Source organism: Roseateles sp. (assembly GCF_047654805.1).
Classification (GTDB): domain Bacteria; phylum Pseudomonadota; class Gammaproteobacteria; order Burkholderiales; family Burkholderiaceae_C; genus Pelomonas.
Window position 1 is genome coordinate 4,135,601 of record NZ_JASGIV010000001.1, and the last position, 25,000, is coordinate 4,160,600.

At 68.3% G+C, this 25,000-nt stretch carries 26 protein-coding genes; 14 read left to right on the top strand and 12 right to left on the bottom strand.

The annotated features are described in order from the left end of the window. Nucleotides 1–12 precede the first annotated feature (12 nt). Together QM732_RS18755 and QM732_RS18760 are read right to left on the bottom strand one after the other, a co-directional pair. Nucleotides 13–2,289, bottom strand: a complete 2,277-nt coding sequence (locus QM732_RS18755) for a nitric-oxide reductase large subunit (protein ID WP_415657611.1) — start codon at nt 2,287–2,289, stop codon at nt 13–15. Nucleotides 2,290–2,323: 34 nt separating this feature from the next. After that, complete coding sequence (locus tag QM732_RS18760; RefSeq protein WP_415657612.1) at nt 2,324–2,611, bottom strand: DUF2249 domain-containing protein; 288 nt, start codon at nt 2,609–2,611, stop codon at nt 2,324–2,326. Nucleotides 2,612–2,798: 187 nt separating this feature from the next. On the opposite strand from QM732_RS18760, the gene ttcA reads away from it, so the two are divergent. The 4 genes from ttcA (at nt 2,799) to QM732_RS18780 (ending at nt 6,372) form a co-directional block, all read left to right on the top strand. Beyond that, nucleotides 2,799–3,731 (top strand): tRNA 2-thiocytidine(32) synthetase TtcA, encoded by a 933-nt coding sequence (ttcA, locus tag QM732_RS18765; protein WP_415657613.1) that lies wholly within the window; start codon nt 2,799–2,801, stop codon nt 3,729–3,731. A gap of 60 nt (nt 3,732–3,791) precedes the next feature. Continuing rightward, nucleotides 3,792–4,415 (top strand): DUF4136 domain-containing protein, encoded by a 624-nt coding sequence (locus tag QM732_RS18770; protein WP_415657614.1) that lies wholly within the window; start codon nt 3,792–3,794, stop codon nt 4,413–4,415. Between the two features lie 65 nt (nt 4,416–4,480). Then, nucleotides 4,481–5,860: a bifunctional UDP-N-acetylglucosamine diphosphorylase/glucosamine-1-phosphate N-acetyltransferase GlmU gene (glmU, locus tag QM732_RS18775; protein ID WP_415657615.1), complete on the top strand. Its 1,380-nt coding sequence runs from the start codon at nt 4,481–4,483 to the stop codon at nt 5,858–5,860. Between the two features lie 83 nt (nt 5,861–5,943). Beyond that, nucleotides 5,944–6,372 (top strand): hypothetical protein, encoded by a 429-nt coding sequence (locus tag QM732_RS18780; protein ID WP_415657616.1) that lies wholly within the window; start codon nt 5,944–5,946, stop codon nt 6,370–6,372. Nucleotides 6,373–6,440: 68 nt separating this feature from the next. On the opposite strand, the gene QM732_RS18785 is transcribed toward QM732_RS18780, so the two are convergent. Beyond that, the gene (locus tag QM732_RS18785; protein ID WP_415657617.1) at nt 6,441–7,469 is read right to left on the bottom strand and encodes a BON domain-containing protein; all 1,029 of its coding nucleotides are present in this window, start codon (nt 7,467–7,469) and stop codon (nt 6,441–6,443) included. A gap of 130 nt (nt 7,470–7,599) precedes the next feature. Next, nucleotides 7,600–8,454: a phytanoyl-CoA dioxygenase family protein gene (locus QM732_RS18790; RefSeq protein ID WP_415657618.1), complete on the bottom strand. Its 855-nt coding sequence runs from the start codon at nt 8,452–8,454 to the stop codon at nt 7,600–7,602. 84 nt (nt 8,455–8,538) lie between these two features. Between QM732_RS18790 and QM732_RS18795 the strand changes: the two genes are divergently transcribed. After that, nucleotides 8,539–9,069: an SRPBCC family protein gene (locus QM732_RS18795; RefSeq protein ID WP_415657619.1), complete on the top strand. Its 531-nt coding sequence runs from the start codon at nt 8,539–8,541 to the stop codon at nt 9,067–9,069. On the opposite strand, the gene QM732_RS18800 is transcribed toward QM732_RS18795, so the two are convergent. After that, nucleotides 9,066–9,701, bottom strand: a complete 636-nt coding sequence (locus tag QM732_RS18800; RefSeq protein ID WP_415657620.1) for a hypothetical protein — start codon at nt 9,699–9,701, stop codon at nt 9,066–9,068. The two genes, QM732_RS18795 and QM732_RS18800, sit on opposite strands and share 4 nt — an antisense overlap. Nucleotides 9,702–9,835: 134 nt before the next feature. Continuing rightward, nucleotides 9,836–10,549: a hypothetical protein gene (locus tag QM732_RS18805; protein WP_415657621.1), complete on the bottom strand. Its 714-nt coding sequence runs from the start codon at nt 10,547–10,549 to the stop codon at nt 9,836–9,838. 97 nt (nt 10,550–10,646) lie between these two features. On the opposite strand from QM732_RS18805, the gene QM732_RS18810 reads away from it, so the two are divergent. Both QM732_RS18810 and QM732_RS18815 read left to right on the top strand, forming a co-directional pair. Beyond that, nucleotides 10,647–11,336 (top strand): DUF4386 domain-containing protein, encoded by a 690-nt coding sequence (locus QM732_RS18810; protein WP_415657622.1) that lies wholly within the window; start codon nt 10,647–10,649, stop codon nt 11,334–11,336. A gap of 25 nt (nt 11,337–11,361) precedes the next feature. Continuing rightward, nucleotides 11,362–11,748 carry a VOC family protein gene (locus tag QM732_RS18815; RefSeq protein WP_415657623.1) on the top strand — a complete coding sequence of 129 codons (387 nt, stop codon included), beginning with the start codon at nt 11,362–11,364 and terminating at the stop codon, nt 11,746–11,748. Nucleotides 11,749–11,774: 26 nt separating this feature from the next. Here QM732_RS18815 and QM732_RS18820 read toward each other — a convergent pair whose 3' ends face one another. Next, nucleotides 11,775–14,030, bottom strand: a complete 2,256-nt coding sequence (locus tag QM732_RS18820) for a penicillin-binding protein 1A (protein WP_415657624.1) — start codon at nt 14,028–14,030, stop codon at nt 11,775–11,777. Nucleotides 14,031–14,231: 201 nt separating this feature from the next. Here QM732_RS18820 and QM732_RS18825 point away from each other — a divergent pair, with 201 nt between their 5' ends. Genes QM732_RS18825 through QM732_RS18840 form a run of 4 tightly spaced genes read left to right on the top strand, consistent with a single transcriptional unit; the run spans nt 14,232 to nt 17,435 of the window. After that, the gene (locus QM732_RS18825; RefSeq protein ID WP_415657625.1) at nt 14,232–14,597 is read left to right on the top strand and encodes a hypothetical protein; all 366 of its coding nucleotides are present in this window, start codon (nt 14,232–14,234) and stop codon (nt 14,595–14,597) included. Nucleotides 14,598–14,611: 14 nt separating this feature from the next. Next, nucleotides 14,612–15,688: a sensor histidine kinase gene (locus QM732_RS18830; RefSeq protein ID WP_415657626.1), complete on the top strand. Its 1,077-nt coding sequence runs from the start codon at nt 14,612–14,614 to the stop codon at nt 15,686–15,688. Then, nucleotides 15,679–16,698 (top strand): hypothetical protein, encoded by a 1,020-nt coding sequence (locus tag QM732_RS18835; RefSeq protein WP_415657627.1) that lies wholly within the window; start codon nt 15,679–15,681, stop codon nt 16,696–16,698. The genes QM732_RS18830 and QM732_RS18835 overlap by 10 nt, the downstream gene beginning before the upstream one ends. After that, nucleotides 16,695–17,435, top strand: a complete 741-nt coding sequence (locus QM732_RS18840) for a LytR/AlgR family response regulator transcription factor (protein WP_415657628.1) — start codon at nt 16,695–16,697, stop codon at nt 17,433–17,435. Before QM732_RS18835 ends, QM732_RS18840 begins: the two co-directional genes overlap by 4 nt. A 14-nt stretch (nt 17,436–17,449) precedes the next feature. Here the strand turns inward: QM732_RS18840 and QM732_RS18845 are convergent, their stop codons facing one another. The 4 genes from QM732_RS18845 to QM732_RS18860 form a co-directional block, all read right to left on the bottom strand. Then, nucleotides 17,450–18,130 (bottom strand): ABC transporter ATP-binding protein, encoded by a 681-nt coding sequence (locus tag QM732_RS18845; RefSeq protein ID WP_415657629.1) that lies wholly within the window; start codon nt 18,128–18,130, stop codon nt 17,450–17,452. A 141-nt stretch (nt 18,131–18,271) separates the two neighbouring features. Continuing rightward, entirely contained in the window at nt 18,272–19,498 is a 1,227-nt protein-coding gene (locus QM732_RS18850) for an ABC transporter permease (RefSeq protein ID WP_415657630.1), read from the bottom strand. Then, a complete protein-coding gene (locus QM732_RS18855) occupies nt 19,495–20,697 on the bottom strand; it encodes an efflux RND transporter periplasmic adaptor subunit (protein WP_415657631.1) in 1,203 nt (400 codons plus the stop codon). The genes QM732_RS18850 and QM732_RS18855 overlap by 4 nt, the downstream gene beginning before the upstream one ends. Nucleotides 20,698–20,792: 95 nt before the next feature. After that, on the bottom strand, nt 20,793–21,638 hold the full coding sequence (locus QM732_RS18860) for a transposase (protein ID WP_415657632.1): 846 nt from the start codon (nt 21,636–21,638) through the stop codon (nt 20,793–20,795). A 74-nt stretch (nt 21,639–21,712) separates the two neighbouring features. Here QM732_RS18860 and QM732_RS18865 point away from each other — a divergent pair, with 74 nt between their 5' ends. Genes QM732_RS18865 through QM732_RS18875 form a run of 3 tightly spaced genes read left to right on the top strand, consistent with a single transcriptional unit; the run spans nt 21,713 to nt 22,978 of the window. Further along, the gene (locus QM732_RS18865; RefSeq protein ID WP_415657633.1) at nt 21,713–21,952 is read left to right on the top strand and encodes a hypothetical protein; all 240 of its coding nucleotides are present in this window, start codon (nt 21,713–21,715) and stop codon (nt 21,950–21,952) included. Between the two features lie 25 nt (nt 21,953–21,977). Next, nucleotides 21,978–22,601 (top strand): UPF0149 family protein, encoded by a 624-nt coding sequence (locus QM732_RS18870; RefSeq protein WP_415657634.1) that lies wholly within the window; start codon nt 21,978–21,980, stop codon nt 22,599–22,601. Nucleotides 22,602–22,654: 53 nt separating this feature from the next. Next, nucleotides 22,655–22,978: a hypothetical protein gene (locus tag QM732_RS18875; protein ID WP_415657635.1), complete on the top strand. Its 324-nt coding sequence runs from the start codon at nt 22,655–22,657 to the stop codon at nt 22,976–22,978. A gap of 182 nt (nt 22,979–23,160) precedes the next feature. On the opposite strand, the gene QM732_RS18880 is transcribed toward QM732_RS18875, so the two are convergent. Further along, a complete protein-coding gene (locus tag QM732_RS18880; protein ID WP_415657636.1) occupies nt 23,161–24,960 on the bottom strand; it encodes an ABCB family ABC transporter ATP-binding protein/permease in 1,800 nt (599 codons plus the stop codon). Between the last annotated feature and the right edge of the window lie 40 nt (nt 24,961–25,000).

Here is a 25,000-nt window from a genome sequence, read left to right on the forward strand (position 1 = left end):
CTTTCCTGGGGTTCAACGGCCGCGGGCGGGTGCGGTTCCCGCCGCGGGCAGGTGGTCTGCCACGCGGCGGCGCAGCAGGCAAAGCGCATACACGGCCAGCAAGACGCTACCCGCGGCAAACACGATATCGCCCGGCACACGCAGCCACACCAGAGTCTCCATCAGCTTGGAGTGGATGACCTCCGGCGAGCGTGCATACCACAGGCCCTTGGTGATGCTCTCGTAGGCCTGGTAGATGCCGGCCGGCAGCAGCGACATGAACACCATCATCGCCAGGCCGATGTTCAGGCTCCAGAAGGCGGGCTTGAGGAACTTGTCGGCGTGCAGTGCGCGGTCGTACAGGCCGCGCAGGCAGAACAGCATCAGGCCAATGCCCAGCATGCCGTAGACGCCGAACAGTGCCGCATGGCCGTGGGCCGCCGTCATGTTCAGGCCTTGCACGTAGTACAGCGAGGCTGGCGGATTGATTGCGAAACCCAGCAGGCCGGCACCGACGGTGTTCCAGAAGCCCACGGCGACGAAGCTCAGGATGACCCACTTGTAGGCACCCAGCCAGGCGACGTTCTTCGAGCGGCGATACGTCTGCAGCGCTTCCAGGCCGATCAGCGTCAGCGGCACCACTTCCAGCGCAGAGAACACGGCGCCGACGGCGATCACCGAGGTGGGCGTGCCGGTCCAGTACAGATGGTGCAGCGTGCCCAGGATGCCGCCGAACAGGAAGACGATGGTCTCGGCAACGATGGCGCGGTTGGCCGACGCCGGACGCACCAGGCCGAGGTTAGTAAAGATCAGTGCGACGACCGCGGTGGCAAAGACCTCGAAGAAGCCCTCCACCCACAAATGCACCAGCCACCAGCGCCAGTACTCCACCATCGAGTAGTGGGTGTGTTGCCCCCAGGTCAGCGATGTGGCGTAGAAGCCGCCGATGCAGGTGGCCGACAGGAAGACCATGGCAATGAGGCCGCGAGTCTCAGACGGCTTCTTCAGCGCTGGCCACAATGCACGGCCGAGCAGGAACACCCAGAACAGCAGGCCCACGAACAGCAGGATCTGCCAGAAGCGGCCCATGCTGGTGAACTCCAGCCCCTGGTTGCCGAACCAGAAGCTGAAGTCCACGCCACGGTGCTGCAGCGTGCCCAGCCAGCCGGTGATCGTCGAGCCGAGCACGACGATGATGAGGGCCCAGAACAGCACGTCCACGCCGAGCTTCTGCAGCTTGGGCTCACGGCCCGCCAGAAGCGGCGCCACGTAGAGGCCCGTCGCCAGCCATGCGGTCGCGATCCAGAAGATGCCGATCTGCGTGTGGATGGTGCGGCTGACGGTGTACGGCAGGATCTGTGCCAAGGGGATGCCGAAGAAGGCCTGCCCCTCCACCGCGTAGTGCGCGGTGATGGCGCCCATGGCGATCTGCAACAGCATCAGGCCGATGACGACGAAGAAGTACTTGCGGGTCGCCTTCATCGACGGCGTCGCCCTGGCACCCAGCAGCGGGTCGGCTGCGGGCACTTGCGCGTCTTCTTCGTGGGCGTCGCCCTTGTGCAGCCACAGCATCGCGGCGATGCCGGCCAGCAACAGCACGACGCTCACCATGGACCACATCGCGGCCGAGGTGCTCATCACGTTGCCCACCAGGGGTTCATGCGGCCAGTTGCTGGTGTAGGACAGGCCGGTTTCACCCGGACGGTCCGTCGTGGCGGCCCAGGCCGACCAGAAGAAGAAGGCCGCCAGCGCCTTGCGATGCTCGGCCTCTGGTAGCGCGTTGGCCGTCATCGCGTACTGATCGCGCAGCTTCTCCAGCGCGGGATCGCTGCCGAACAGGCCTTCGTAGTGCGACGCAACATCGCGGATCGCATCGGCGCGGGCAGCCGTGATACGCACGTCGCCGCTGGCGTCGTCATAGGTGTTGCGACGCATCTCATCGCGCACAGACTGGTCCACCGCGGCACGCTGCGCGTCGCCGACGGCCAGACCACCCTGCTGCTGCTCGGCCATGCGACGGGTCTTCAGCGCCAGCGCCTCGCGGTGCAGCCAGTCGGCCGACCAGTCGGGCGCGACGTAGGCTCCGTGCCCCCAGACCGTGCCAAGCTGCTGCCCGCCGGCCGACATCCAGGCCTGCTGGCCGAGCTGGATCTGCTCGCCGGTGAACAGCAGCTCGCCATCCGTGCTGACCACCCGGTTCGGAATGGGCGGCGCCGAGAGGTAGATCTGCCAGCCCAGGTAGCCCAGGGCCCCGAATGACAGGACGAAGATCAGGCCCAGCCAACGCCAGAGCCTCTTGGTGGATTTCATGGTGTTTCCTTCTCGAATGCTCTCGATGGTTGGATCAGGATCCGCCGCAGGCGCCGCAGCAGCGGCCTTCGCCCGGCTCCGCCGGCAGCCTGTCCAGCCGCACTAGCCACAGCCCCGTGCCCGCTGCGCCGACGTTCCAGGTGAACTGCCCCGGCACCGCCTTGCGCAGCCCGGCCAGCAAAGGTGTGGGGTCGACGTCGTCAATCAGTTCCGTCGACTCGCCGGGACCCAAGGCGTTCAGGATCTCGCTGACCCGGCCCGGCCGGGTCTCGCGGGCGAACTCACGCAGGTCGATCAGGGAGGAACAGGTGTTCGGTGCCATGGCGCTTTAAACATGCATTTGTGATGCATGAATATTAGAAGCCGCCCGGGATGCGCCATTTGACGTACATCAAAGTGCCGGAAATAGGCCGCGCCGCCCCCCCTCCCGCGCGGTTTGGGACAATGCCGGCCGTCCTCCCCCGACTGCGAAGTCGCCATCAGCCCCGCGAGGGGCGTGCGTTGAGCCCATGTCCGAAGTCCTTGCCCCCACCTCCACCGCAACGCCCAGCGCCGAAGAGCTGGCGGCCAAGAAGGCCGCGCACGAGATCAACAAGCTCTCCAAGCGCTTGCATCGCCAGGTGGGCCAGGCCATCACCGACTTCAACATGATCGAAGACGGCGACAAGGTCATGGTCTGCCTGTCGGGCGGCAAGGACAGCTACGCGATGCTCGACATCCTGCTCAACCTGCAGCAGCGTGCGCCCATCAAGTTCAGCCTCGTCGCCGTCAACCTCGACCAGAAGCAGCCAGGCTTCCCCGAAGAGGTGCTGCCTAGCTACCTGCGTTCGCGCGGCGTGGACTTCCACATCGAGAACCAGGACACCTATTCCATCGTCAAGAAGCTCGTCCCTGAGGGCAAGACAACCTGCAGCCTGTGCTCGCGCCTGCGCCGCGGCATCCTGTATCGGGTGGCCGGCGAGCTGGGCGCCACCAAGATCGCGCTGGGCCACCACCGCGACGACATGGTCACGACGCTGTTCCTGAACATGTTCTTCGGCAGCCGCATGAAAGGCATGCCGCCCAAGCTGGTCAGCGATGACGGCAAGAACGTCGTCATCCGTCCGCTGGCCTACGTGAAGGAGCCCGACCTTGTGCGCTGGGCTGAACATCGCGAGTTCCCCATCATCCCGTGCAACCTCTGTGGCAGCCAGGAGAACCTGCAACGCGTGCAGGTCAAGGCCATGATCAACGAGTGGGAAAAGCGTTATCCGGGCCGCATCGACAACATCTTCACGGCCATGGGCAACATCGTGCCCTCGCACATGATGGACAAGAAGCTGTTCCCGTTCGAGACCGCGCGCGCGACGGGTCAGGCCGAGCCTGATGGCGACATCGCCTTTGACGACGATGAAAGCTGCGCGACACCTGCAGCAGCTTCAATCATCACGCTGCAACGCTGATTTACACGGGGGCAATCTGGGCAGGTCAGAATCCCTCCATCCCCACGATGGAGGTGTTCCATGAATCGCCGCCTGATCCTTACCACCCTTGCGGCCGCTTCGGTGGTCGCGCTCGCCGGCTGTGCCGGCCCCTACACCGTCTCCGCCGACGTCTCCAGCTACGGCAACTGGCCAGCAGATCGCAAGCCCGGCAGCTACGCCTTCGACCGCCTGCCTTCGCAGCAGCAAAGTGACGAGGCCGCCAAGCGCCAGGCGTCGCTGGAGGACGCCGCCAGGGCCGGACTCGAAAAGGCCGGTTTCAGGCCTGCTGCTGATGCCAAGAGCGCCGACATCCTCGTCACTCTCGGCGCCCGCGTCACAGCCTATGACCCCGTGCCCTGGGACGACCCGCTGTGGTGGCGCTGGCGCGGTCGGCTGTTCGCGCCGCGTTATGGCTACGCCGCCGGCTGGGGAGGCTGGGGCTGGCGTCAAGACCCCTTCTTCGACCGCCGCTACGACCGCGCCGTGGCCGTGCTGATCCGCGACCGCGCCAGCGGCGAGGCCCTGTTCGAGACCCATGCCAGCAACGAGGGCATGACCATGGGCAGCGACGCCGTCATCGGCAGCCTCTTCGACGCTGCCCTGGCAGAGTTCCCCAAGGTCGAGCCCAAGTCGCACCGCGTGTCGGTACAGGCCACACGCTAGCGCCAGACCGGGCAGCCGCCTGCCCATAATCGCGACTTCGTCAAAACGCAGTCGCAAGGGCAGGCATGGCGCTCAACATCGTGATCATGGCGGCGGGCAAGGGCACCCGCATGAAGTCCGCAACGCCCAAGGTGCTGCACAAGCTCGCCGGCCGCTCGCTGCTGGCTCACGTGCTGAAGAGCTGCGAGCAGCTCCCGGCCCAGGCCCGCATCGTCATCACTGGCCACGGCGCCGACCAGGTCGAGGCCGCCGTGCAGGCCCCCGACCTCGCCTTCGTGCGCCAGATGCCACAGCTCGGCACCGGCCATGCCATCCAACAGGTCGTGCCCGCGCTGCAGGGCGAAGGCACGACGCTGATCCTCAACGGCGACGTCCCGCTCATCGAGACGACCACCGCCAAGGCCCTCATCGACGCCTGCGCCGGCCATGCGCTGGTGCTGCTGACGGTGGACCTCTTCGACCCCACCGGCTACGGCCGCATCATCCGCGACCCCGATGACGACGGCGTGCTGGCCATCGTCGAGCACAAGGACGCCACGCCCGAACAGCGCCTCATCCACGAGGGTTACAGCGGCATGATGGCCGCGCCCACCGGCGCGCTCAAGCGCTGGGTCGGCCAGCTGAGCAACGACAACGCCCAGGGCGAGTACTACCTGACCGACGTCGTCGCGATGGCTGTCGCCGAAGGCCTGCCCGTACTGGGCATCAAGGCCCATAGCGAGGTCGAGGTGCTGGGCGTCAACGACCCGGTGCAGTTGGCACAGCTGGAGCGCGCCTTCCAGGCCCAGCAGGCGCAAGACCTGATGCGCGCCGGCGTGCGTCTGGCCGACCCTGCCCGCTTCGACCTGCGTGGCACGCTCACCCACGGCCAGGACGTGGAGATCGATGTGAACTGCGTCTTCGAAGGGCTGGTGGAGCTGGGCGACGGCGTGCGCATCGGCGCCAATTGCATTGTCCGTAACGCCAAGATCGCCACGGGGGCGCGCATCCACGAGTTCACCCACATCGACGGCGAGGCCTCAGGCGTCAGCATCGGCGAGGGTGCGCTGATCGGCCCCTTCGCCCGCCTACGCCCCGGCGCGCAACTAGGCGCCGAGGTCCACATCGGAAACTTCGTGGAGGTCAAGAACTCCACGCTGGCCAAAGGAGCGAAGGCCAACCACCTGGCATATCTCGGTGATGCCACGGTTGGAGAGCGCGTCAACTACGGCGCGGGTGCCATCACCGCCAACTACGACGGCGCCAACAAGCACCGCACCACCATCGCCGACGACGTGCACGTGGGCTCCAACTGCGTGCTCGTCGCGCCGGTCACGCTGGGCAAGGGTGCCACCATCGGCGGTGGATCGACGATCACCAAGGATGTCAACCCCGGCGACCTCGCCGTGGCGCGCGGCAAACAGGTAACCCTGGCCGGCTGGGCCCGCCCGACGAAGAAGCGCTGAATTGGCCGGTTACCGTGACATTGTTCCTGGGATCACCCCGTGGCACCGTTAGGATGCGACCCTGCCCTAATGCCGCAGTACCCATGGCTCACGAACTCGACTTTGCCGCGCTCTCGCTTGACGATGCCGTCCCGGCCGACCTCGGCGCGTTCGAAATCACCGAGGCCCGCCGCAGCCAGGACGAAAAGGACTCACGCAATCGCGCGTTGGAGTTGAAGGCCCAGGCCTGTGACAACGCCGCAGACGCCTGCTGGTACCTGGCCCGCAGCCTCGGTGCCGCCCGCGACCTGCCCCAGAACGGCGAAGCCAGCCTGGAGCTGCTGTTTCAGCTTATCGGCGCGCTGGCTGACCTGCCGGGCGATGTCGCTACCGCCCCGTTGCCCGAGATCGTTGGCGGCCGTGACGACGGCATCACCGAACTCTGCCTGCAACTCGAGGCCGCCCGCGAGGTGACCGAGGACGTACTGATCGGCGCCGAGCTCGCGCCGGCCCGGACGCAGCACTGCCACTGAGCGGTACCGCACACGAGAAAAGGCGCCCCGCGGAGGGCGCCTTTTTCATGGCGGCGCGACGGGCGTCTTCAGCCGCCGCTGCCGGCGACCTTGTCCAGTGACGCCATCGGAGGCAGCGTCAGCCGATTGTCCACCGCCTTGACACCCATCGTGGACGCCGCGACCACCGTAGCACGGTCGCGCGCCTGGACGTCGGGCGCCTGGCCTTCCAGCTTGACGACGCCGTGCTCGGTGCTGACGGCAATGGGGACCGCAGACAACGCCGTGTCGGCGGCCAGCGCCAGGCGTACCTTCACAGTGATGCCGCTGTCCTCGGGGTCCGGCGTGACCGGCGGCGTCTGCTGGGCCACCGGGGGTGTGACTGGCGCAGCCTCGGGAGGAACGACAGGGGCCGGCGTCACGACGGGGGGCGCAAGGGGCTGAAGGGCGGGTTCGCGCAACTGGGCGGGTGGTGGCGAGGCCTGAGCCAACACCTCGGGCTGAGGCGCCAGTGCCTTGGGTGCCGGCGCGGGGGGCGGCGCCGCGCGCACGACGTTCGCTGGCGGCTCGGTCTTGGGCCCCGCTGCCAACGCTACCGGAGGCTCGCTGACGGCCGGCTGGGTGACGGCCGGCTGGATGACGGGCGCCGGCGTCACGGCCGGCATGGGCTCGGACGCAGTCACATCAGGGCCGGCGGCGGGCGGTGCAGCCTGCAGTTGAGCATCCTCCGGTGACGGGCTGGCCTGCCCAACGACCGCAGTCGGTGGCATCGAGGTCTCCGGGCTGGCAAGGTTGCGCGACATCACGACAGCAAGGCCAACCAGCGCGATACCCACCCCTGCGCCGACGATCCATGACGTGGCACCCGAGCGCGGCGCGGCGGTGGCGGTCCGCGCCGCAGCATCGGCAGCCGGCGTGCGCATGGCAGGTGCGGCGGATGTGGTGTGCGGCACCGCGCCCGTCTCCTCGCGCAACAGCGTCCGCGCCGTGAACGGCTTAGCGCCAGCTTTCAGGCCTGGCCTGAGCACCGGCTTTGGCGCATCGGGGCCATGCCCGGGCTCCGTCGTATCGATGTGATCGTAGAAGCCTTCGGCATGCATGGACTTGGGAAACTTCATCACGGCCTCCTGCGTCGGAATCGACGTTTGCGATGAGTCTCATTCTTGGGACGCCGCCCTCCACGCCGTGCCGGCCTGGGCTGCCTTGCCTTGTAGGACAGGGGGCCGCAGCCGTGTGGGTCTGCAAGGCCTAGAAACCGCTCACAGGCAGGGTTGCACCGCGCTGCAGCCAGTTGCGCGGCGAGTAGCGGCTGGAGCCATCGGTCACATGCAGCGTGTAGGCATGGCGCGACTTCTCCGAGCGGTTGGCCGCCGAATAGTGCGGCAGCAGCCCATGGAAGACCACCAGCGAACCGGCCTCGACCTCCAGTGGGATCGCTTGCTTGGAATCGGCCGCCGGCCAGGGCGTCGCATCGACCGGCTCCATCCAGGCCTTGCGCCCCTCGCGCACGAAGCGTTCGCGCAGCACGCCCCGCAGGCCGCGGTGGCCGCCAGGCTCCGTCCACAGGCAGCCGTTCTGCAACGTCGCATCCTCCAGCGCGAACCAGAAGGTCGTCACCGTGACGGGGTCGCTGTCGAAGAAGCTGGCGTCCTGGTGCCAGCGTACTTCGCCGCCAATACCCGGTTGCTTGAAGATGAACATGCTCTGCCAGACCTGCGGCCTCGCGAGGCCGAGGCCGGCGGCCACGCCGCGCAGTGCCTCTCCCTTGGAAAAGGCGCTGAACACCGGATCCAGGTCGTGCATGGCATGGCCTATCTTGTTGATGGCCAGTTCCTTGGGCACGCGAAGCCGGCCCTCCTCGTCGAAGGCTTCCTCCTCGAAGAAGCAGCGCACCTGGTCGCCGCTGTCGAGGAAGTAGTCGTCGACATGGCGCTGCTGCTCCTCGGTCGTGAAGACGGGCCGCTGCTCGCCGGGGTCAAAGGCATCGACCATCTCCAGCGCGCGCCGGCGCAGCGCGGCAATGTCAGAGGCGGGCTTGAAGCCGGGGATGATGAGATAGCCCTGTTCGGCGTAGAGGGCAGCGTGGTCGGTGGCTATCTTCATATGCTTGCGGGAAGGAGTTGTGCGGATTGTGTGGCCGGCGGGGCGCGACCACAGTGCGCCCACCTCAATCCCCGGGAGACCCCGATGAAAGCACTCAAGGTCCTGCTGATCGCCGTCGTCGCGCTGCTGGCCCTGTGCCTTGGCGGCGGGCTGATGTTGTCGCCCAAGTTCACGGTCTCGCGGACGCTGACCATCGCCGCCACGCCGGAAAAGATCTACGCCCTCATCGCCGACCCGCGCGGCTGGAAGCAGTGGAGCGCCTGGAACCGGCGCGACCCGGACATGGCCATAGCGTATAGCGGCTCCGCATCGGGTGCCGGTGCCGTCTGGGCCTGGAAGAGCAAGAGCCAGGGCGATGGCCGAATGACGTTCACCAGCGCTGAGCCGCCCAAGCGTCTGGGCTACGAACTCTTCTTCCCCGATTTCGGTACTACCTCCACCGGCGACTTCCGCCTCGACGCCAACGGCGGCGCCACCCAGGTCACCTGGACCATGAACGGCGACATGGGCTCCAACCCCATCTACCGCTGGATGGGGCTGTTCATGGACAAGATGGTGGGGCCTGACTTCGACGCTGGCCTGACCAACCTCAAGGCCCTGGCAGAGAAGCCTTAACTCGGCTCCCAGACCAGCGCCAACGCCAGCGCCGCTTCGGTGACTGCCTGGCCCAGCGGCGTGGCCGCATCGGGCCGGCGCAGCCGCGGGACACCGCGGGTCAGATCCACGCTGCCGACGACCTGGCCGCCGTGAAGCATCTCGTAGCCCACCGGGCCGGCCGTCGCGAGCGCGGCCCCCTCCAACCGGTGCACCGAGCGCAGGGCCAACGTCAAATCACCGCGTCGATAGCGCCCCTCACGCGTCGCCTGGCCCCATTGCACCGGGCCTTCACCGATCTGCAGTGCGGCGTCCGAGATACCGCGCCAGCGGCATTCCAGCGCCCAGGGCCGAGCAGCCACGACAAGCGCGCCCGCAGACACCTCGATCTGGCGTGCCGTGCAGTCAGCCTCGCTGTCGCCGGCTGGGCCAGACCATGTGTAGCGCAATGGCGCGCGCCCGGTGGCCAGCGCATCGAACAGCGAGAGCCGGTCCGCACCACGGTCATAGCGCACCCGTTGGCCGGCCAGCTCGAACTCGCCGCGCCGACCCCAGCCAGGCTTGCCAAAGGACTCCTCGGGCACGGCAGCCAGCGAGGCCGGCTGCGCCATCCGAGCCTCTCGCACCACGCCACAGCCGGCCAGAAAAGCCAAGAGCGCGGCTCCCGCCGCCCATGAAGATCGCATACGCCACCTGTCCGTCAAGTCCGAGGCAGCACTCTAGAGGGCCGGCATGCGCATGCCAGTTCTCACCCGTGCCTGCCGTCATGCCCGGCAGAGCGGGAAGTTCAGCGTGACTGCGTGGATTCGGACATCAGGGCCAGTGCCAGGGCGGCCTCGGTGACCGCGCGGCCAAGCGGCGTGGCCGGGTCGGGTCGGCGCAGGCGCGGCTGGGGACCGCTGAGGTCCAGGGTCGCAATGACGGTGCCCTGATGCAGCATTTCGTAGCCCACAGCCACGGTCTGCGGCGTGGGGTTGCCATCGTAGAGATGCGCCGAACGCAGACCCACCGTCAACTCGCCGCGGCGGTAGGCACCCTCGCGGCTGAGCTTGCCTCGGCGCATCTGCCCCTCACCAATCTGCAGCATCGCCGCCGGCGCACTGCCCCAGCGGCAGCTCAGCACCCACGGCCTAGCGTCGACCAGACGCGCGTTGGCGCTGCTCTCGGCCGGCGTCCAGCCCTCGCAGACGGCCGCGCTGTCCCCCGCGGGCCCCGTCCAGCTGAAGCGCAGCGGCGTGTGCACGCCGGACGGAAGCGCCTCGAAAAGCGCCAGCCGGTCAGCACCGCGCTCGTAGCGCACGCGCTGGCCATGCAGCGTGAACTCGCCCTGGCGCCCCCAGCTCGGCCGCCCGAAGCTCTCTTCCGCGACCCCGGCCACCGACGTCGGCTGCGCCATGCGTGCCCCGGCGGGCGCCCCGCGTGTGTCGCCCCCCTGCCGGACCGAGGCGCAACCGGCCAGCAGCAGGACGAAGGTGGCGAGGACAAGGGGCGAGCGGCGCATGGCGGACGGGTGCAGTGAAAGGACGATTACTCTAGGGCCACCCCAAGTCGCCTAGAAACTGTTACCGACGTTGCGTCCTGTCGCGCACCATCGCTCCATGCCCTCCATCGCTTCCCACATCGGGCGTCGCGAGCTCCGCGCCGCCGGCCTGTGCTACTTGGCCATCATCGCCCTGGGTCTCTGGAGCGAGCTCTTCGTGCGCGGCCAGCTGGTCGTGGCTGGCGACGCCGCAGCGACGGCGCAGCGCATCGCCGCCCATCCGCAGCTGTGGCGCCTGGGCATCCTGGCCGACCTGCTGATGCAGGTGCTGGACCTGCCGGTCATCGTCGTGCTGTGGCGGCTGCTGCGGCCCGTCAACGAGACACTGGCGCTGACGGCCACCGGCCTCAACCTCGTGCAGACGGCCGTGCTGGTCGGCAACCGCGTGCAGCTGCTTGCACCGCTGGAACTGCTGGCAACCAGCGCCTTCCCGCCGGGCCAGCGCGAGGCGCTGGCGATGTTGGCCGTACATCTGCATGGGCAAGGCTTCGGCATCGGCCTGATCTTCTTCGGCTTCGCCTGTGTCATTCGAGGTGCACTGATCGCGGCGAGCGGCGTACTGCCCCGCCTGCTGGGCGGACTGCTGGTGCTGGCAGGCCTGGCCTATCTGCTCAACAGCTTCGCACTGCTGCTGGCGCCGGACATCGCGAAGTGGCTGTTCCCGACGGTGCTCCTGCCGGCTTTCTTCGGCGAGCTGCTGTTCGCGTTGTGGCTAACGGCCGGCAGGCCGCTCCGCGTGATGGAATAGCGCCGCGCCACTTCAGGAGGCTCCCATGAAACGCGTGACCGGCATCGGCGGCATTTTCTTCAAGTCCGGCGACCCCGCGGCCCTGGCCGAGTGGTACCGCGTCCATCTGGGCGTGGACATCCAACCCTGGGGCGGCGCCGCCTTCAGCTGGGCCACGCCGGATAACCCCAGCGGCGTCGGCACGACAGTCTGGACGGCCTTCAAGGCCGACAGCGAATACTTCGCGCCCAGCACAGCGCCCTTCATGGTGAACTACCGCGTGGCCGACCTGCACGGGCTGATCCAGGCGCTGCGCGCCGAGGGTTGTGAGGTGGTCGGCGAGCCGCAGGACTCGGAATACGGCAAGTTCGGCTGGGTTCTGGACCCCGACGGCAACAAGATCGAGCTGTGGGAGCCGCCGGCCGGCCAGTAGCAGGCCGACGACCGCTCGATCGCCGCTCAATGACCGCGCTGCGGCTCCGAGCTGCCTGCCTCGGGCGCTGAGGCAGCGTCGTCAGCGGCCACGGCGGGCAGGCCGATGCGAGCGATGGCTAGGTCGCCCGCGAACTCCGAATAGAACCAATTGCCGTCCTGCTGGACCAGGCCCTCGGCGGGAGGTTCGATTTGCGTGTTGGGCTGGCCCTTGAGCGCGACGGCCATGGTCGCGGCCCAGACGGGCAGGGCCAGGCCGCCACCGCTCTCGCGTTCACCCAGCGACTTGGGCGTCGGATAACCGATCCACACCGCACCGGCCCGCGTGGCCTGGAAGCCGCAGAACCAGGCATCGACGGCATCGTTGGTGGTGCCCGTCTTGCCGTAGAGGTCCCAGCGGCCCAGCAAGGCGCTAGCGCGCGCAGCCGTGCCCTCGCGAGCGACGGCGGCCAGCAGCTGCGAGGTCATGAAAGCATTGCGCGCGCTGATAGCGGGGCGGGGCTTGGGCGGATCGGCCTTCCAGACGACCTCCCCTTGGGCGTCCTGGACACGCTGGATCAGCCAGCCTGTGGGCAGTTGACCCTGGTTGGCGAAGGCAGCATAGGCCTGAGCCATCTGCAGCGGCGTCACCGAACCGGTGCCCAGTGCGATGGTCAAGTTCAGCGGCTGCTTGGCCTCGTCCAGGCCGAAGCGCCCGGCCCAGGCCCGAGCGCGCTCCGGCCCTAGCGCCTGGGCGACGCGGATGGTGACCATGTTCTTGGACCTGGCCAGGGCCTCGCGCAGCGTCAGCGCCTCCTCGTACTGGCCGTCATAGTTGCGCGGCGTCCAATCCCCCTGCTCGAAGGGCTGGTCACTGACCAGTGTGCCGGCCCAGGCGCCCTGCTCGATCAGCGCCGAGTAGATGAAGGGCTTGAAGGCCGAGCCCGGCTGGCGCCAAGCCTGGGTGGCGGAGTTGAACTGGTTGCGCGTGAAGTCGAAGCCGCCGACCAGAGCGCGGATGGCGCCGGTGACCGGGTCCAGCGTGACGACGGCACCTTCGGCCTGCGGCGTCTGGCTGATCTGCCACTGCTTGCCCGACTCCAACACGCGCAGCACCGCGCCGCGCTTGAGATTCTGGAGTTGTCGCATGGCAGAACCCTTGAGGGTGATGCGCTCGCCGTCACCCAGCACCAGCTGGGCAGTGGTCTTGTCCAGCCCCAGCAGCACGGCGGTGCGCAGCTCGCCGAGGTCGGGATGGGCGTCGAAGGCGGCATCCAGCGCCTCGTCAAGGTCGTCGCCCGCGGGCAGCTCCACGGTCGCCTCCGGGCCGCGGAATGGCTGGCGGCGCTCCAGCTCGAAGAGGGCATGGCGCAGCGCCTCCTGCGCGGCGGCCTGCTCGGCGTAGAGCAGCGTGGTGGTGACAGTCAGGCCCCGGGTGTAGGCATCCTCACCGAAACGGGTCAGCATCTCCTGGCGCACCTGCTCAGCGGCGTGGTCAGCGATGCCGGCCAGGCGCTTGGGGCGCTGAATGTCCAGGGGCTGCTCGCGCGCCGCCTTGGCCTGCTCGGCGGTGATGAGCCCCACAGACGCCAGCCGCTCCAGCACCACTGCCTGACGGCGCTTGGCCCGCCCCAGGTTCTGCACCGGGTTGAAGCCCATCGGGTTCTTGGGCAAGCCCACCAGCAACGCGATCTCGGCTGTGTTGAGCTGGTCCAGCGGCTTGCCGTAGTAGCGCTCGGACGCCGCCGCGAAGCCGTAGGCGCGGTTGCCAAGGAAGATCTGGTTCATGTAGATCTCAAGAATCTGCTCCTTGGTCAGCGCGCGCTCCATCTTGATGGCCAGCAAGGCCTCGACGATCTTGCGCGACCAGCGCTGCTCCTTGCTCAGGTAGGTGTCGCGGGCGAGCTGCTGCGTGATCGTCGACGCACCGTGCAGCGGGCCGCGGTGCGTCAGGTTGCGGAACATCGCGCGCAGGATGCCGCCGAAGTCCAGGCCGGAGTGCTCGTAGAAATCGGCATCTTCCACGGCCAGCAGCGCGTCCTGCAACGGTTTGGGAATGTCCTTCAGCGGCACGAAGCGGCGCCGCTCCGCACCGAACTCACCCAGCAGTTGGCCATCGGCGCTCATCACGCGCAATGGCTGATGCGGCTGGTAGTCGGTCAGCACGTCCAGCGCCGGCAGCTGCTGCCACAGGAACAGCGCAACGATGGCGCCGACGAGGGCCACAACGAGGGGCAGGCCCAGCAGGGCCAGCAACCAGGGGCGGCCCAGCAGGGCCTGAACAAAGGCAGGACGTCGCAGCACGAATCTCTCAGGCTTCTTCGCAGGCCGGCAGCTTAGCGCCCCCGCCGGCTAGGCCGCAGCCTCTGCCGGAAGTCATGGGATCCCTCGCGCCGTCGGCCCCTGCAGCGGCTTCGTCGGACCATCTGCGGGCTTCATCCGGCGACAGGTGACCGGCCGCGCATCGATCTCTAACTTTGCGCCATCGCAAACCCGGAGAACACCATGAAAAAGCTGCTGTCCCTGCTGTTGCTCGCCGCCGCCCCGGCCGCCTTCGCCACCCCCGCCGCCTGCCCCGAGGCCGGCGAGCAGCTGACCGAATACCTGGCCAGTGCCAAGCAGCGCATCGTGCATGAAGGCGAGGTACGTGTGGAGTTCGAGGTCGACTCCGACGGCCGCCCCCGGCTGCTGGCGATGACCGGCTCGCGCCTCTACCGTGCCCCGGTACGCACCGCCATGCAGGCGCTGGAATGTCGCGGCGGCACGCCGCAGCGCTACATCCTTAACATCCGCTTCGCCGACTACGTGCCGTCCTCTGTCGCGGCCGCGCCGACGCAAGCCGGCCAAACTCCACCGATCTCCCCCCGTTGAGCGACCTCCTCCGGATGCCCTCTGCCTCGCGCTTCGCCCCCCTGCACTGGCGCAGCCTCGTGGCGGCGGCCGCGATCAGCCTCGCGCTGGCGCTTGGGCTGCTGCTGTCCGGCATGGTGCGTTGCGCACTATGGATACAGCACGGCGACGGTGCCAACTGCCAGCTCGACTCGACACTGCGTGGAGCCTTCGGCTTGGCGCAGCTGCTGTGGATGCTGTGGCTGGGCGCCGCCCTGACCCAGGGCCTGCTACCGCGCGACCAGCCGACGCGCAATTGGATGCTTGCGCTGCAAATCGTCGGGCTGGCGCTGCTGGGCGCCCTGCTGAACCGCAGGGTGCACGCCCTCGGCACACCAGACGCCCACGTCGGGGCCTACACGGTGCAAATCCTGCTGACCTTCTCGGCCTGCATCTGTCTGGGCCTGGAGTACCGTCAGCGCGGCCGGCGGGGCGAGGCCCGCGCCGAGCGCCTCAGTCGCGCCGAGCAGGATCAGTCCCGCCAGCTCGACGCCGCCCGGGCGGCACTGCTACAGGCCCAGGTAGAACCGCATTTCCTCTTCAACACGCTGGCCCACCTGCGCCGCCTGGCCAGCACTGACGCCGGTGCAGCGCACGCAATGCTGGCCGACCTGCGCCTTTACCTGGCCGCCGCGCTGCCCGAGCTGCGCCAGGCCCAGGCGCCGCTCGCGCGTGAGCTGGAGCTGGTGCGAGCCTTCCTAGCCCTGCACCAGCGCCGCATCGGGCCTGACCGGCTGCGCCTGCACTTCGAGATCGCAACAGGGCTTGACGACGTGGTCGTACCCTCCACCTGCCTACTGACGCTGGCCGAGAACGCCATCAAGCATGGCATCGCACCGCAGGTGGACGGGGGCGACATCCATGTGCGCGCCGGACCGGACCCGAGCGGCCACCGACTGCTGCTGGAGGTCGCCGACACCGGCGCCGGCATGGGCAGCGGCAGCGGCAGCGGCACCGGCCTGGCCACGCTGCGCGCCCGGTTGGCCGCCGCCTACGGCGGCAGCGCGCGGCTGAGCCTGCACCTGAACCAGCCGCGTGGCCTCATCGCCCGCGTGCAGCTGCCATGGCCCTGAACTTCCGGGCCAGTGACGCCGGCTGGATGGTGCTGGTGGGTGCGTGCACGCTGGTGGCCAATGGCACGCCACTGGGCAACGACTTCTCCAGCACCGACATCCTCAACGCGCTGGCCTACAACGTACTGCAGTTCGGAGTGCCGGCCGTGCTGCTGCTGCGCCTGGCCGACGCCCTCGTCGATGCAGGCCGGCTGCCGGCCTGGATAGCCTATCCCGGTGTTGCCGCTGCGACTGTCGTCAGCGGCATCTGGGTCATTGCTCCCGCCCTCTACCCGCTGCTTGGCAAGGCGGACTGGTGGACCTGGGAGAACGACTTTGCGCTGGCCAGCACGACATTGATCTGGCACGGGCTGGGCGTGGCGGTCTATGTGCAGATGCGCTTCTCGCGGCTGGCCCAGGCACGGCTGGCCACGCTGCAGGACGCGGCCACGCAGCGCGAACGGCAGCTCGCGGCCACGCAGCTGCTGGCCCTGCAGGCACGCGTAGACCCGGCCATGCTGTCCGAGCGCCTGGCCGCGATCGACGCAGAGCTGCTGTGCGAGCCGTGGCGCGCGCAACAGCGGCTGGCCGCGCTGATCGAGCTGCTGCGCGCGTTGCAGCCGCACGTGGAGGCCCAGGTGTCGACGCTGGCACGCGAGATCGCCGCGCTGCGCGCCTACGCCAGGCTCGTCAGCACCGACGCGCAGCACACCGAGCGCCTGCATCTCGCCAGCCTGGCCGAGCCCCCGGACTGGCCATTGGCGCCCATGGTGCTGCTTCCGCTGGCGCGCCCGTTGCTGGACGAAGGCACGACGCTGTGGAGCCTGTCGCTGCATGCTGGCGCCGGCAGCGCCGAGCTGCGCCTGCAGGCCCTGGGGCCTGACGCCGAACGCACCCGCCGTGCCGCAGGCAGCGTGCCCGTGGCCGAACTGGCCCGACGGCTTCGCACGGTACATGGCGATGCCGCCTCGCTAACCCTGTTCACCGAAGATATGCCGCTGTTCAGGCTGACCTGGCCCGCATCGACATGACAAGAGTCCTGATTGCCGAAGACGAGGCCCTCCTGGCCGCCGAGATCCGCGAGGAGCTGCTGCGCCAATGGCCGCAGGCACAGATCGTCGGCATGGCGCGGGACGGCCATGAGGCGCTGCGCTTCGTGGAGCAACTGGCGCCACAGGTCTGCTTCCTGGATGTGCAGATGCCGGGCCTCTCGGGCCTGGAGGTGGCCCAGCTCGTGGGCCGCCGCGCCCACGTCGTCTTCATCACGGCCCACGAGCGTTATGCGGTGCAAGCCTTCGACGAAGGTGCCGTCGGATACCTCCTCAAGCCACTGGATCCGGCACGCATGGCCAAGACCCTGCTGCGCCTCAAGGAACGCCTGAGCCTGCCTCCGGCCGACCTCGGCGGTCTGGCTGCGCGCATGGCGCCGGCCGCCGTCGCGGAGCCGCTGCGCTGGATCACGGTGCAGCGTGGCCGGGAGCTGCAACTCATCACGGTTGAGGACGTGGCCTACTTCCGTGCAGACCACAAGTACGTCGCCGTAGTCACGGCCGACTCGGAGGCACTGATCTCGCTGCCTCTGAAGGAGCTGGTCGCGCGTCTTGACGGCGAGCATTTCTGGCAGGTGCATCGCTCCACCATCGTCAATGCGCGAGCCATCAAATCGGTGGGCCGCTCGCTGAGCGGCAAGCTCAGCATCGCGCTGAAGGACAGACCGGAGACGCTGGAGGTCAGCCCCAGCTACGCGCACCGCTTCAAGCAGCTCTGAAGCATCGCAGCAGCTCAGCGCACGCAGCCGTCCACAACCTCGATGAGCCGGTCGCAGCGGCCCGCCAGCTCGGGGTTGTGCGTCACGAAGAGCACGGCCGTGCCGGCCTCGGCGGCGAAACGGCGCAGCAGCGCAAACACGGCCTCGGCGCTCTTGGTGTCGAGATTGCCAGTGGGCTCGTCGGCCAGCAACAGCGGCGGGCGCATGGCCAGGGCGCGCGCCACGGCCACGCGCTGCTGCTGGCCACCCGAGAGCCGGTCGGCCGGCCGGTCGGCGAATTCAGCCAACCCCACGGCCGCCAGCAGTTCGGCGGCCCGTGCTCGCATCGCCTCGTCGGGGAAGCCCTGCTGGCCCAGCATGGGCAGCATGACGTTCTCCAGCGCGCTGAAGGCCGCAATCAGATGGTGGTACTGGAAGACGAAGCCGATGCTGCGTCCGCGCAGCCGCGTCAACGCCGCGTCGTCCAGCGCACCGGTGTCCAGGCCCTGGATGAAGAGCTGGCCCGCGCTGGGCCTGTCCAGCAGGCCCACCAGATTGAGCAGCGTGCTCTTGCCCGAGCCCGACGGGCCCATGACAGCGCAGAACTCGCCCGGCAGCAGCGTAAGGTCGATACCGTGCAGCACTTCGTTCTCCATGGGCGTGCCGGCATTGAAGACTTTGCGGACGCCGACGAGCTGGACGACGGGCTTCGTCATGTCAAACCATGATTCGGTGAGGCCGACGCCGGGCTGCCACGAGCCGGCCTGGACCGCAAGCATGCCGGCGACTCCATGCCGCAAGCATCGCCGTCACTGCAAGTGGCCGGACGCGGCAGGCCAGGGGTGCGCGGCTTCACATCAGCCACGGATAGCCACGACCGGGTCCAGCCGCGCCGCCCTCAGCGCCGGCGCCACGGCAGCTGCCAGTCCGGTCAGCGCGGCCAGCAGCACGGCACTGATGAACAGCGCCGGGTGCAGCTCAAGAAGCCATAGCGGCGTGCCGTCGGGATTGCGCTCCAGCCGCGTCCACAGCAGCAGCGCAAGAGCGCCCAGCACGCTACCGGCCAGCGCACCGCCCAAGCCCAGCAGGCAGCCCTGCAGCAGGAACACGCGCAGCACCCGGCCGCGCGTGACCCCCATCGCGCGCAGGATTCCGATCTCCCGCGAGCGCTGCACCACTGATACAACCAGCACGCCAGCAATGCCGGAGGCCACCGACAGGCCCACGAAGAAGCGGATGGCCGTGTTAGCCGTCGTCTGCGCATTGATGGAGGAAAAGAACTGTGCGTTGCTGCGTATCCAGCTGTCCGCCTCCACGCCGGTGGCCGCCGTGATGCGCTGGGCGACGGCCTCGGCGGCCCAGACATCGACAACGGTGACTTCCAGGCTCGTCGCGCCGCCTGGCAGGCCCATCAGGCTCTGGGCAGTGTGCAGCGCCGCGAAGGTCGTGCGCTGGTTGGCGCCACGGTTGCCCAGGTCGAAGAGGCCTGCGACATTGAGCGTGGTCTGCGCTCCGGAGGGCGCCGTGATCGCTAGCTTGTCGCCTACGGCCACGCCGAGATCGCTTGCCAGGTCGACGCCAATCAGCAGGTCGTTCGGCCCCAGTCGGGCCTCGCCACGAGTGATCTGGTCAGCCAGCGGCACGATGCGGAAGTAGTCGCCCGCGTCGACGCCAATGACCGAGATGGAGCGGCTGGCCGCGCCGCGCGCCAGCAAGGCCGAGCCGCTGACGGTGGGCGTCACGATGGCGATATCGGGCATGGCGCGCAGTTGGTCCTGCACGGCCGGCCACTGATCGATGGAGCGCACTCGCTGCAACGGCGCCTGAACGGTGGCCGCAGCCAGGTCACCCGGGGCGGCCGGCAGCAAACGCGCAGCCTCCTTGGGCGGCAGCAACTGGATGTGGGACTGGCCGGTCAGAACGCGGCGGATGAAATTGCCCTGCAACCCCAGCAGCAGCTCCGACATGAAGACGATGACGGCCACGCCGATAGCAACGCCGCCAACGATGAAGGCCGTCTGCATGCGGCCCTCGCGCAGGAAGCGCAACGCCACGATCCACTCGAAAGGTTGCCAGCGCTTCATGACGCAGCACCTCGCAGGCGTACTCGCTCGCCGTCACGCAGTACGACGCTAGCCGACAGCAGCCGGTCGCCAGGCTGCAAGCCGGCCAGTACCTCGGTCCAGCCTCCGGCGCTTGCGCCGACCTGGATCGCCACGCGCCGCACCCGACCTGCCTCGACACGCAGCACCCAGGGCCCCGCCCCATGGGGCTCGTGCACCGCGTCGCTGGGCACGACCAGGGCCTGCGCACGGCGTGCCACCTCGATGTTGACCGACACCGTCATGTCCTGCCGCAGCTCGGGGGGCGCCTGCGGCACGTCCAGCTTGGCCGTGACGGCGCCAGTCTGCGCGTTGATGCCGGGGTTGACATAGGCCAGCCGGGCCGTGAAGCGCCGCTCGGGGTAGGCCTCGGCGCTGGCCTGTGCCGGCTGGCCCAGCGCGAGATGGCGCAGATTCTTCTCGTCCACCTGCACGACCAGTTGGGTCAGGCCCTCGGGCGACAGCGTCATCAGCGTGCGCCCCGGCACGACCTGCTCGCCAGGCTCCACGGCACGCGCGATCAGCACGCCGGCGGCCGGCGCCACGATGCGTGCATAGCTCTCACGCACATGCGCCGCCTGAAGCGTCGTGCGCGCAGCGTCCAAGCTGGCCTGGGCCAACGCAAAATCGCTGCCGCTGGGCTGCTGGCTGACGGCCTGCTTGACGGCGGCCCGCCACTGCGCCTCGGCCAGATCGCGCACCTTGACAGCATCATCCAGCGCGGCCTGGCCGATGAAGCCCTGGTGGAACAGGTCACTCTGGCGCTGGTGCTGGGTACGCGCGTTATCCAGGCTGACCTGGGCCTGGCGCGCGGCCAGCGCGGCCACTGGCCCCTGCACCTCCACAAGCTGGCGCAACCGCGCCTCCGCCTGGGCGAGTTGAGCCTCAGCGGCGCCCACCGCCGCCCGCAACTCGCGGTCGTCCAACTCGATGAGCAGTTGTCCCTGCGCGACGCGCTGCCCCTCGGCCACGGGAACGGCATTCACGTTGGCGGTGATCTGGGCACCGATGTCGATGCGGTGCGGCGTTTCCACATGGCCGCTAGCGACGATGGTCTGCACGAACTCGGTGCGCGTGGCCGTATAGGCCGTCGCCGCGGTGCCATGCCACCAGCCCCAAAGCGCCGCTGCGGCCAGTGAAAAGCCCGCGCCCGCCGCAACCATCCACTGCTTGGAACTCATGCGCCTCCCGACCTTGCCGGCTCCGATGGCCACCATTGGGCCCCCGGCGGTGCGTTGGCGCCTTGATACTGCGCAACGAAACGACCGGCGCGCCGTCAGCGCGCACGTTCAGCCGCGGCGATGAGGCGGCTGACGCGCGACACCGACAGGCCGATCTGGCCGGCCAACTCCGTCATGGCGATGCCACCTTCGGCGTGCGCCATCCATAGCGCCTGCTCGCGGATGCCACCGGCACGCCTGAGCCACTCGGCAAAGCCGGTGCGCGCCACACGCCGCGGCGCCGCGGCGGCGGCCCGCATGCGAGCGGCAAAGTCGGCGTCGCCCAGGAAGATCTGCTCGCGCAGCCGCCCCGGCCACAGCTGCAGACCGGGGTCAGATGCCACCAGGCGGGCGTAACGCTCACCGGCCAGGCGGTGCTGGGCGGGCGTGGTCGCCGGCCGGCCGAGCAGATGGGTGTGCAGGCCATCCACATCCAGCCAGTCGGGTGCCTCCTCCATGCCGGCCAGCGCACGGAAGCTGGAACCCGGCCAGCCCGCAGCCCCACGGGCCAGGCGCAGGCGTACCGGGTTGAGGTCGATATAGCGGCACGCGTCCAGCAGATAGCGTTCGCGATCGACCAGCACCGCATGGAATCGCCCCTGAAAAAGCGGGCCACGAAAACCGTGGCGAAGCTGGCAATGCTGGGTGTAGACGCCGTTCACGTGCCGCATCAGCTGCGACAGATTGGCGCGGCGCGTGAACAGCAGCAGGTGATAGTGGTCGGGCAGCAAGGCATAGGCCAGTACCTGGGCGTCGAACCGGTGCAGCGCTTGTGCCAGCAGGGCCCGCATCTCGGCGCGGTCGGCTTCATCGACAAAGGCCTGCTGCCCGCGCTCGAACGGGCAGTGCGCGCCGATCAGGTAGACGGCGCCAGCGATCTCCAATCGGGCAGGCCTTGCCATGCACGACGTTAAGTCCGGCCGCCCGGAATGGCAAGATGGCGGTCTGCCGGCCACACACCCGCCCGGCTCGCCCCATGAAGACCCATCAGATCGAAATCCAGAAATTCAAGGCCGCCGCCAACAACGTGCACGGCCAAGTCCTGTTCAAGGTCGACGCGCTCCTGTCGAACCGTGAACCTATCGACGGCATCGAACCAAGCAGTCTGCTCGTGATGACCGAGCAGAACGCCCGCGTGCTGATGGCTTTGCTGAAGGCCCAGATCGCCGAATTTGACAGCAAGAAGCCAAAAAGCCGCCACGGCCGCCACGGCTGAACCCGCAAGCCGGAAAAGGACGCCCATGCAGTACCCCCACTACAACCCAGCTTCCGACAACCGCCCGCTGTCCGACGACGAGGTCAGCGACCTCGACGAACTGCTGGCCGCGCTGCCGACCGATGCGGCCATGAACGCCGAAGCCATGGACGGCTACCTCGCGGGCCTCTTGCTTACGCCGGGGCGGGAGCTTTCCAGCCTGCCCGGACAAACCTGGCTACCGCTCATCTGGGGTGGCGATGGTGCAGTCGACCCGGCTCCCTTCGTCAGCGGCAAGCAACGCAAGAAAGTCATCATGCTGGTGCTGCGCCATCTGCATTCCATCGCCACCGCCTGGACCCAGCGGCCACAAGGCTGGGAGCCCATCTTCAGCTTTGCCGACGGCGAGGACGAAGACACCGAGTACGCCGACGCCGAGGACTGGGCGGCCGGCTTCCTGATGGCCGTAGACCTGGCGCCCGAAGCCTGGGCTCCCTGGTTCGAGCATGCAGACACCGCCGGGCTGCTGGCACCGGTCGCGGCACTGGGCGGCGAGGATGGCGGCCTGCTTGAAGGCTCCGCCGCCGAGCGCGACGAGGCCAGCCGGAGGATTCCTGACGCCATGCTGGCGCTGTGGGCCATCCGTCAAAACGGCGTACGGAAAGCGTAACCATCCCCTCAACGCAGGTGGCCTCCGCCGCCGGTTTGGTTCACACTCGATCCATGCTCCATACGCTACTTGCCGCCACCGGCCTCGCCCTGTGCATCGCCTTGGGCGTGCACATGGCGCTGCCGTACCGCGCGCGCTCCCGGGTGGATGCAGGCCTGGCCCGCATCGTCACCTGGGTGCAGGCGCAGGCAGCCCGTGCGACTCTCTGGCGTCGCCACCAGCGCCAGACGCGCGCCGCAGCGCTGGAGGCCGAGCGCGTCATTCGGCGCGCTCGCGAGTCGGCCCTGCACGATGCGCGCGACAGCCGTATCGACGGTGAGTGGACCGGCAACGTCTACCGCCCCAAGAGCTTCGACAAACCCAAGAAGCCGCACTGAGCGAGGGCCGAGGGTAGTCGCCTGTGCACTGATTGACGACCGCGAGGCGCCCTGCATGCTGGCCGAGGGCATGCGCACCCTACCGGCTCCGCCACCCCAGCAAAGGGTGACTCCAGGCTGCCTGGCAATGCCGGATCAGCAACAGTCGCGGGAAGAGCGCCGGCGGCTGGTGCAGGGACTGTTCATTCGCCAGCCTGCTGAAGCCGCCACATCTCGGCATAGCGGCCATTGGCCGCAAGCAGATCATCATGCCGGCCGCGCTCAACGATGCGCCCCTGCTCCAGTACCAGGATCTCGTGAGCGTCGACGACGGTGGAGAGACGATGTGCGATGACGAGCACCGTCTTGTCCTGGCCCACGGCCTCCAGCTCGGCCTGGATGGCGCGCTCGTTGGTCGAGTCCAACGCTGACGTGGCTTCATCAAAGATGAGGATGGGCGGGTTCTTCAGCAGCGTGCGAGCGATCGCCACGCGCTGCTTCTCGCCACCCGACAGCTTCAAGCCCCGCTCGCCGACCCGGGTTTCATAGCCCAAGGGAGTGGCAGCGATGAAGGCATGAATGTGCGCGGCACGTGCCGCGTCCTCCACCTCCGCCTGGCTCGCCCCGGGGCGGCCGTAGGCGATGTTGTAGGCCACGGTGTCGTTGAAAAGCACGGTGTCCTGGGGCACGATGCCGATGGACTTGCGCAGGCTGGCCTGCGTGACGGCACGGAGATCCTGACCGTCAACACGGATACTGCCCGCATCGACGTCGTAGAAGCGGTAGAGCAGCCGCGCCAGCGTGCTCTTGCCAGAACCGCTGGGGCCGACGACGGCCACCTTCTTCCCTGCCGGGATCTCGAAGCTGACACCATGCAGGATGGGCCGCACTGGGTCGTAGGCGAAGCGCACGTCATCGAAGACGACGCAGGCACCGGCGACCCGCAGCTCGGTCGCACCGGGTGCATCGGCCACCTCGCGTTGGCGGTCGAGCAGTTGGAACAGCTTCTCTATGTCGGTCAGAGCCTGCTTGATCTCTCGGTAGATCACACCGAGGAAGTTCAGCGGGATGTAGAGCTGGATCATGAAGGCGTTGACCATGACGAGGTCGCCCAGGCTCATGTGGCCGTCCACCACGCCCTGTGTGGCCCGCCACAGCATCAGCACCAGGGCCGTCGCGATGATGAGTTGCTGGCCGGTGTTGAGCAGCGACAGCGTCGTCTGGCTCTTGAGCTGGGCCCGGCGCAGCTGCTCCAGGCTCTCGTCGTAACGCGCCGCCTCGAAGCCTTCGTTGTTGAAGTACTTGACGGTCTCGTAGTTCAGCAGCGAATCGATGGCGCGACTGTGCGCGACCGAGTCCAGCTCGTTGAGCGTCTTGCGGAACTTGGTACGCCACTCGGTGACGACGACGGTGAAGCCGATGTAGACCGCCAGCGCCGCGACGGTAATGCCAGCGAACCATGCGTCGAACTTGACGCCCAGCAGCGTCAGCACCAGCACCACCTCGATCAGCGTCGGCACGATGCTGTAGAGCGAATAGCTGATCAGCGAATGCACGGCCCGGGTGCCCCGCTCGATGTCCCGCGTCATGCCTCCGGTCTGGCGCTCCAGGTGGAAGCGCAGGGAGAGCTCGTGCAGGTGGCGGAACACCTGCAGCGAGATGCTACGCGCCGTGCCCTCGGTGGCTTTGGCGAAGATCAGCTCGCGCAACTCGGTGAACAGTGAGGTCGAGAGCCGAAGCGCGCCATAGGCCAGCAGCAGGCCCAGCGGTACGACCAGCAGCGCCTGAGGCGCGCCTGGCTTGAGGTCAAGGCTGTCGACGAGGTGCTTGAGCAGGATCGGCACGCCCACGTTGCTGACCTTGGCGCCCACCATGAAGGCCAGCGCCAGGCCGACGCGCCAGCGGTAGCGCCAGAGGTAGGGCAGCAAGCGCCCCACGGTGCCCCAGTCGCCGCGCGGGGCATTGGGGGCGGAGGCAGGGATCGGGACAGAGGAGGCGCGCATCACCGCATTGTCCGCGCCGGGTTCGGTGGTAGAACCAGCA